We start from the raw sequence: 7,535 nt of genomic DNA on the forward strand, positions 1-7,535 counted from the left end.
TATCTATGTCGTTTCGTGAGCGTTGCCGCGGGAGTCCCCTCGCCGCTCGTCGAACGCATCAGCGTGTTGCGTTGAGGAAGCCGATGAGCGCAGGCCCGACACCCAGGCGCTGCCGCGCGGCGTTCCTTTTCGGAGCGAGCCTGGTCTCGGTCGCGGTGCTGACCTCCCGGGCAGGTGCGGGCGGCTTCTCGATCCAGGCGGCGTTCAGCGGGGCCGCAGCGCCGGTGTCGCTTTTCCCCGGCGGCAGGCTCCAGCTGCAGGAAAGCCCGGCGGCCCCGGCGACGGCGCCCAGCGGGCGGGGACGCTATGCTCTCTCCATGGGGCTCTCGGCCCTCGTCCCAGGAACAGGGGAGATCGTGAGCGGGCATTTCTGGAACGGCATCCCGCTGCTTGCCGCCGACGTGGCCACTTGGATCGGCTACTTCCATTACGAGGACGAGGGCGACCAGTGGAAGGAAACCTACGAACAGTTCGCCGACCAGCACTGGACCGAGGCGAAATGGCAGGACGACCTGCGGCAGACGACGTACTACGACACGCTATCGCCCTACCATTGCAACTGCAGCCCGCCCTACATTCCCCGTGAAGAGGACACTCGCGAGTACTACGAGAACCTGGGCAAGTACGAGCACTTCTTCCCGGGCTGGGACGATTGGCAATCGCCGAGCTACGATCCGGAGAACCCGGCGAACCACCGCCGGCAGTACGTGGACATGCGCATCGCGAGCAACGACAACTACGACAACGCCGACGCGCTTCTCGGCGTCGCCGCGGCGACACGCATCCTGAGCGTGATCCAGAGCTTCTGGCTGGTGCGCCGCGACAGCCACCGAGAGAGCCTGTCCATCGAGCCCATGACCTTCAGGGGCGCGGGCTCTGGCCTGCGCCTGAAGTGGAGTTTTTGATGCGAGGTCGCGAGCACACCGGCCGGAAGGCGCCGTGGGTGATGCGGCTGGTGGCGGGCGCCGGATTCCTCTGTGCCGTTTCGGGGCCGGCTATGGCGGCGCCCGCTGCTGCGGTCGGGACGGCGGCGACGTGGGCCGCGGCGCCGTCGACGACGCCGCTCCTGCCGCGTCCGAGCCTCGAGGTGCTGGCCGCCATGCAGGCGTCCCCCGTGCCGCTCCCGGAGCCGACGACCTCGGTGCCCTCGCTCAAGTGGGCTTTGCTCCTTTCCGCCGCCGTTCCCGGCGCCGGCGAGTACTACGCCGGCCACAAGAATCGCGCTCTCATCTTCGGCACCGTCGAAGCCGGCATCTGGATCTCGTATGCCACCTTCAAGGTGCAAGAGAACGGGCGGCAGGAGAGCGCCATCGACTACGCCGTGGCGGTGGCGGGCGCCGTGCCTGAAGGCGACGACGCCTACTACACCGCGATCGGTCAGTTCCTGCGCAGCGACGGTCCGGGACAATGGAACGAGTTCGTGCGCCGGCAGCAGCGGGATAGTGGCGAGGTCGTGGGGGTGGAGTACACCGGCGACGCCGGCTGGGCCTGGCCGAGCGAAGACCAGTTCGTCCGCTACCGGGACCTGCGCAAGGGTTCGCTCGAAGCCGAAGACCACGCGACGAACATGCTCGCCGTCGCCATCGTCAACCGCATCGCCAGCATGGCGGACGTGTTCCAGGCGATGCGTCACGACGCCAAGCAGCGGGAGGCGGAGGGCTTCGGCTTGCACCTGCGCCTCGGTCGAACGCCGCGGGAACCCCTGGCCTGCCTGCTGCTGCAACGGCGGTTCTGACCCCGCGAGGAGGGAGAACCGTGGAATCCGCCACCGCGCCCGCGGTGCCGCGCCGGTTCCGTCTTGCCGGCCCCTTGGTGGTCCTCCTCGCCCTGACAGCGGCGGGGGGCGGCGCGGCGGAGCTGCGCTTGGTGGAGGCGGAGCGCTTCGAGCTCCCCTATCCCGACTACGTCGAACCGGTCGCCGTGGCCGCGGGTCCCCTGGGCCAGCTCTTCATCGCCGACCGCGGCCGGGGCACGGTGCTCCGGGTCGGTGCCGGCGGCCGGGTGGAATACGAGTTCGAGTCGCCCTCCGCACAGCCCGGGCTGCAGCCGCTGGATCTCGAGGTCACTGGCTTCCAGGTGTATGTCCTCGACGCGCTGTCGAAGTCGTTGCTCCGCTTCACCCAGGAGGGCGGCTACCTCGACCTGCTGCAGAACTTTACCGGCCGCACCTCGGGCATGCCGACCGCTTTGTCCGTCGACGGGACCGGTCGCGTGCTCGTGGTGGATCCGAGCCGCCACGCCGTCTTGCTGGTGGACGAGGAGCAGCAGATCGAGAGCGTGATCGGTGGCTTCGGAGCGCGGCCGGGAGAGCTGTCCCGCCCCACCGGCGTGGCCTTCGCGGCGCACGGGGCCTTCTACGTGGCTGACACCGGCAACCGGCGCGTCCAGCGCTACGACGAGGTGGGGAACTATGCCGGCACCCTGGTGACCTCCCTCGTCGAGCCGCGCGGTCTGGCCACGAGCAGCGACGGCGTCGTCTTCGTCGCCGACGCGGGTGGATCGGTGCACGCGCTCACGACGCGCCCGGAGGACCTGCGGCAGCACGCCGTGCTCGAGCTCCCGGGCCTGCAGCCCGTGGACGTGAGCGTGCAGGGCGAGACCCTGTGGGTGCTGTCGCGCCAGCCGCGGCTCTTGCTGCGGGTGGACATCGTGCGGGGGCAGTGAGATGTGGCGGGCCCGGGTGGCGGCGGTGCTCCTCGCGGGAACGCTCGCCGGCGGGGGAGCCGCGGCCGACACGAGCGCGGTGGCTGCGACCGACACGAGCGCAACCACTGTGGCCGACTCGAGTGGGGCAGCTGCGACCGACACGAAAGGCGGCGCTGGCACCGGAAGCCGCGAACCCCTGGGCTGGACGGAATTGCTGCGGGAAGAGGAGGCGCTCCTCTTCCCGCCGCAGAAAGCCCGCGCCTTGCTCTCGCACTCCTTCCTGCAGTTCGGCAGCGAGGTGGTGCAAGCTGGCGACAGCGTCCTGGTGCGCAACCGCGATTACGGCATCGACTACGCCCGCGGCGTCGTCTACCTCCTCGCCGCTCCTTCCGAGTCCCTGCGCGTCGGCATCACCTACCTGCACCTGCCCGGGCCGCGCACGCGTCAATTCCAAGCGGTGGAGATCGTGAGCCGCGAGGAAGCCCTTGGCGGCGTCGATCCAGCCGGCGCCGCAGCACCGCCGCCGCCCACCACGGTGCCGCGCCAGGTCGGCCTGCCCCCGGGCCTGCAGCTCTCGGGCTCGAAGACCATCGGCGTCTCCTTCGGGCGCAACCGCGAGGCCTCCCTCGAGCAGTCGCTGCGGGTGCAGGTGTCGGGCAGTCTGGGGGACGACCTCCGCATCGACGCCGTGCTCGCCGACGACAACCTTCCCGTGGTTCCCGAGGGCAACACCGAAGAGCTGGGCGATCTCGATCGCGTCTTCATCGAGATGCAGGGCCCGGTGATCGGCGGCGTCGTCGGCGACTTCGACCTGCGGCGGACGACGTCCCTCTTCTCCAGCTTCGAGCGCCAGCTGCGCGGCGCCGAGGTGCGGGCGCACTGGCACGGGCAGGAGGCGAGCCTGGGTGGGGGCCTCACCCGCGGCGAATTGCAAACCGCCACTTTCCGCGGCACCGAGGGCAAGCAGGGGCCGTACGAGCTGCTCTCGGCGCGGCGGTTATCGGGCTCGACGATCCTGCCAGGGAGCGAGCGCATCTACCTGGACGGCCAGCTGCTTCGCCGGGGCGAGAACCAGGACTACGTCGTGGACTACGTGCGCGGCGAGCTGCGCTTCACCAGTCGCCGGCGCATCACCGCCGATTCGGAAATCGCCGTCGACTACCAGGTGAGCACGGAGCGTTTCCAGCGCCAGACGCGCACCTCCCGCCTCGCCCTGCAACGAGAGAGGTGGAAGCTGCAGGGAATGTTCGTGCAGGAAGCGGACGACGAGAGCGAGCCGGTAGGCGAGCCGCTGACGCCGGAGGAGGTCGAGATCCTGCGCACTGCCGGCGATCAACCCGCGGTGGCGCCCGGGATCAAGGTGGTGACTCCCGGCACCGGCCTCTACCGTTACGACAGCCTCGATTCGACTCTCGTCGTCTACGATCCGGAGCAGGGGAATCTCGTGGTGGATTTCTACGAGATCGGCACCGGCAAGGGGAGCTACGACGACCGCCTCGATGGGCGCACCGGCTTGCGCTACTTCGAGCACGTGGGTGCCGGCCTGGGTGATTTCGAGATCGGCCGCTTGTTACAGCCCCCGAATCGCACCCGCCTCGCCAGCGCGATGCTGGAAGGCAAGCCGTGGAAGAACGGACGCTTCGCCGGCGAGGCCTCCTTCTCCGACTTCGACGGCAATCTCTTCGCCAGCGCCGGGGACGGGGACAACCTCGCCGAGGCGCTGGACCTGCAGTTCGCTCCCGTCGACATTCAATCGGGGCGCGGGCGCGTCGCCTGGGACATGCACTACTCGCAACTGTCGCCGCGCTTCACCTCCCTCGGTCGGGCGCGACCGGGCTTCTACTACAAGGATTGGAACGCCGAGCAGGACAGCCTGCGGAGCACCGAGCGCCTGGGCGAGACCACGCTGCGTTACGAGCAGGGCGGGCAAGCCCCATGGCTGCGGCTCGCCCTCAACGCCGGCAGGCTCGACCGCGGCGAGGATCTGGAGACGCGGCGGGGACAGGTGGACTTCGCGCTCGGTCGCGAGCAGCGCCAGGTCGCGCTGCGCTGGCAGAGGCTCGACAGCGAGCAACCGGCGCTCGGCCCGGATGCCGGGCGCAATCGCCACTTCGCCAGCGGCGTGGCGCGCTACCGCTTGGGGCCGTTCCTTCCGGAGGTGCGGGTCGAGGCCGACGAGTTCATCCGCGCCCTGGCGGATTCACAGCTGCGACCGAGCTACCGCTACTTGGACAGCCATGCCGCTCTCGGCGTGGGCGGCGAGCGTCTGCATGCCGGGATCGAGTTCGGCCGGCGCGACACGGAGTCGCACCATCCGGAGGATGGGAGCGATCCCTGGCAGGCGGACCGGCGCAACGATACCTATGGTGCCAGCCTCCTTGGCCGCCCCGGCAAGGCATGGAACACCGAGATCGCCTGGTCGCGGCGCACCTTCGAGCCGGCCGGAGCGAGCACGTCGAGCGGCAGCGAGACCGATCTGGCTCGCCTGCAGCTGCGCTTCGATCCGCCCGGCCGAGGGCTGCGCGGCGAGCTGCGCTACGAGGTCACCGACGACGAAACCCGCAAGCTCGAGCAGGTGCTGGTGCTGTCGCCGGATGGCAAGGGCGACTACGACGCCGAAGGCCGCGCCGTCGGCAAGGACCAGGGGGAGTACGACAAGGTCTATCGCACTCTCGGGGAAACGGAGAGCACGACGCAGCTCGCGACCTCGCTGCGCTTCGAAGTCGGCCGCGGGGGCAGTGCGGTCGATTCCAGCGCCAGCTGGTGGCGACGGCGCCTGGCCTTCGTGCAGGTGCTCTCGGTGCAGGAGCAGACGCGGGATGCCCAGAGCGGCCTCTACTGGTTGCAGCCGAGCGCCTTCCAGAACGCTGCCACCCTGTTCGGCAGCTTCCGTGCCCGGCAGGAGTGGTCGTTCCTGGAGAACTCACCGGAAAACTCGCTGCGCTTGTTCCTCGACTGGGAGGACGACCTGGACGGCCGCTTCGCCGACCAGCGCCTCGATTCGCATCGCAGCCGCGCCACGCTCCGCTTCGAGAAGAGTGCGACGCGGCGCTGGAGTTGGAGCGCCGAGGCCGACGTGGGTCGCCGCGAACGCAGCGGCGAGCTCGATGCCGTGGTGCCCGGCCGCCCGTCGGCCAGCGACTTCGACATCCGCTCGCAGCGCTTGCAAGGGGCGCTCGCCTTCCGGCCGACGCCGAGCGAGCGGCTGGCGCTGGAGGGCGGTGCCACGCGGCAGGAGGATCGGCTCTCCCTGGTGCGGCAGCAGCTGCTGGCGCTCACCCCGGCGGTGGTGCTGGCGCCGCTGCGCAATCTGCGCCTGCTAGGCAGCGTCACCGCGACGCGCGTCCTGGAGGACAAACCGCCCGGGGCGCTGCCGCCTTTCCTCTTCGATGCGCCGGGGACCAAGACCTCGGCGACGCTCACCGGCAGCTATCGCCTGGCCCGCATCCTCAACCTGAACCTGACCGGAACCGCGGTGCGCAACACCGATGGCCGCTCGACCTACGACGTGAAGATGGAGACCCGTGCGATTTTCTGAAGTCATGCGGAGCTCGCTCCTCGGCCTCGTGCTCCTCGGCGGCGCGGCGCCCTCCATGGCGCAGTCCACTTCTCCGGCGGTGGGTGCGATCACGTACCGCACGGCAGAGCTCGTGGGCGATCACCCGGTGGACGATGCGGAGCTGTTGCGGGCGCTTCGCCTGCCGTTCGTGGCGGACAGTCTGCAACCGGCTCTTCGCCGCCTGGGCGGCGTGCTCTTCGAGCGTGGCTGGCTCGAGGCGACGGTCCAGGCGGATTCGGCGGCGGAGGGACTGCTCCGACTCCGCATCCACGCCGGCGAACCGGCACGGCTCGCCCACGTCTTCCTCCGTGGCACCCAAGCCATCGAGGCCGACGAGGCGCGGCAGATCACCGGTCTCAGCGAAGGCGGTGTCTACGCACCGGTGGCGGTGGAAGAAGGCCTGCAGGCACTCGTCGATGTCTACGCCCGCCGCGGTCACCTGCATGCCGAGGCGGTGGTGGAGCGGCTGGAGATCCTTCCCGAGGGGGTCGTCCTCGGCATCGCGGTTTCCGAGGGACCGGTGGCACGGTTGACCGAAGTGCAGGTGCACGGGAATAGCCACAGCAGGAGCAGTCTGGTGCAACGCCTCTCCGGCCTCGGCCCGACGCATGGTGTCGATCTCCGCCGCTTGCGCGAGTCCACCTTGCTCTTGAAGCGGAGCGGTCTCTTCGCCGCCGTGGAGGAGCCTCTCGTCTATCGCGCCGGCAGCGGCGAGGGCGATCTCGGCGTCATGCTCCGGGTCGTCGAAGCACCGCAACGCAACGCTTTTTTCGGCAGCGTCGGCGTGGCCCAGGATCCGCGCGACCGGGGCGCCTATCTCCACGGTGCCGTGGACTTGCAACTGCGCAACATCTGGGGCACGGGGCGCGACCTGGCGCTGGCGTGGAAGCGCGACGCCATCGCCGGCAGCAACCTCGGCGTGGGCTATCGGGAGCGCTTCCTCGCCGGCTGGCGGCTCGACTTGAGCCTGGATTTGTCTCAAACCGTGCGCGATTCCACCTACACCTATCAAACCGCCGGCGCCGCGGTGGTATTGCCGCTCCGCAGCAACCTCGGTCTCGAGCTCGGCGGCGCCTTCGACCGTTCGGTGTTCCACGTGCAGCCCGAGGGCGACGCGCATCGCTGGCGCGGGCGCTTGGGCCTACTCTTCCAGAGCCTCTCGAGCCCCGGCGACGGCAGGCCCTACGGCAAGCTCGAGGTGCGCGCCGAGTACGCGCACAAATCCAACTCCTTCGTTCTGGCTTCGGTGCCGGACAACACCTCGTACCGGCAAACGGTGTGGAGCGGCTTGTACGAGGCCGGCTGGCCCCTCGGCCGGCGCCACGAGCTC

Annotated in this window: 5 protein-coding genes; all 5 read left to right on the forward strand. The window is 69.7% G+C overall.

The genetic code is table 11. The features are described 5' to 3' along the window. Positions 1 to 83: 83 nt before the first annotated feature. Positions 84 to 905, forward strand: coding sequence for a hypothetical protein (locus VFE28_03530; protein ID HZM15050.1), 822 nt, complete (start codon positions 84 to 86; stop codon positions 903 to 905). Then, positions 905 to 1,735 (forward strand): hypothetical protein, encoded by an 831-nt coding sequence (locus VFE28_03535; GenBank protein HZM15051.1) that lies wholly within the window; start codon positions 905 to 907, stop codon positions 1,733 to 1,735. Before VFE28_03530 ends, VFE28_03535 begins: the two co-directional genes overlap by 1 nt. 20 nt (positions 1,736 to 1,755) lie before the next feature. Further along, positions 1,756 to 2,664: an NHL repeat-containing protein gene (locus VFE28_03540; GenBank protein HZM15052.1), complete on the forward strand. Its 909-nt coding sequence runs from the start codon at positions 1,756 to 1,758 to the stop codon at positions 2,662 to 2,664. A gap of 1 nt (position 2,665) precedes the next feature. Further along, positions 2,666 to 6,184: a hypothetical protein gene (locus VFE28_03545; GenBank protein HZM15053.1), complete on the forward strand. Its 3,519-nt coding sequence runs from the start codon at positions 2,666 to 2,668 to the stop codon at positions 6,182 to 6,184. Beyond that, positions 6,171 to 7,535, forward strand: a 1,365-nt coding sequence (locus VFE28_03550; GenBank protein HZM15054.1) for a POTRA domain-containing protein, incomplete at its 3' end; no start/stop codon positions are given. The genes VFE28_03545 and VFE28_03550, both read left to right, overlap by 14 nt.

The organism is Candidatus Krumholzibacteriia bacterium (assembly GCA_035649275.1).
Taxonomy (GTDB): Bacteria; Krumholzibacteriota; Krumholzibacteriia.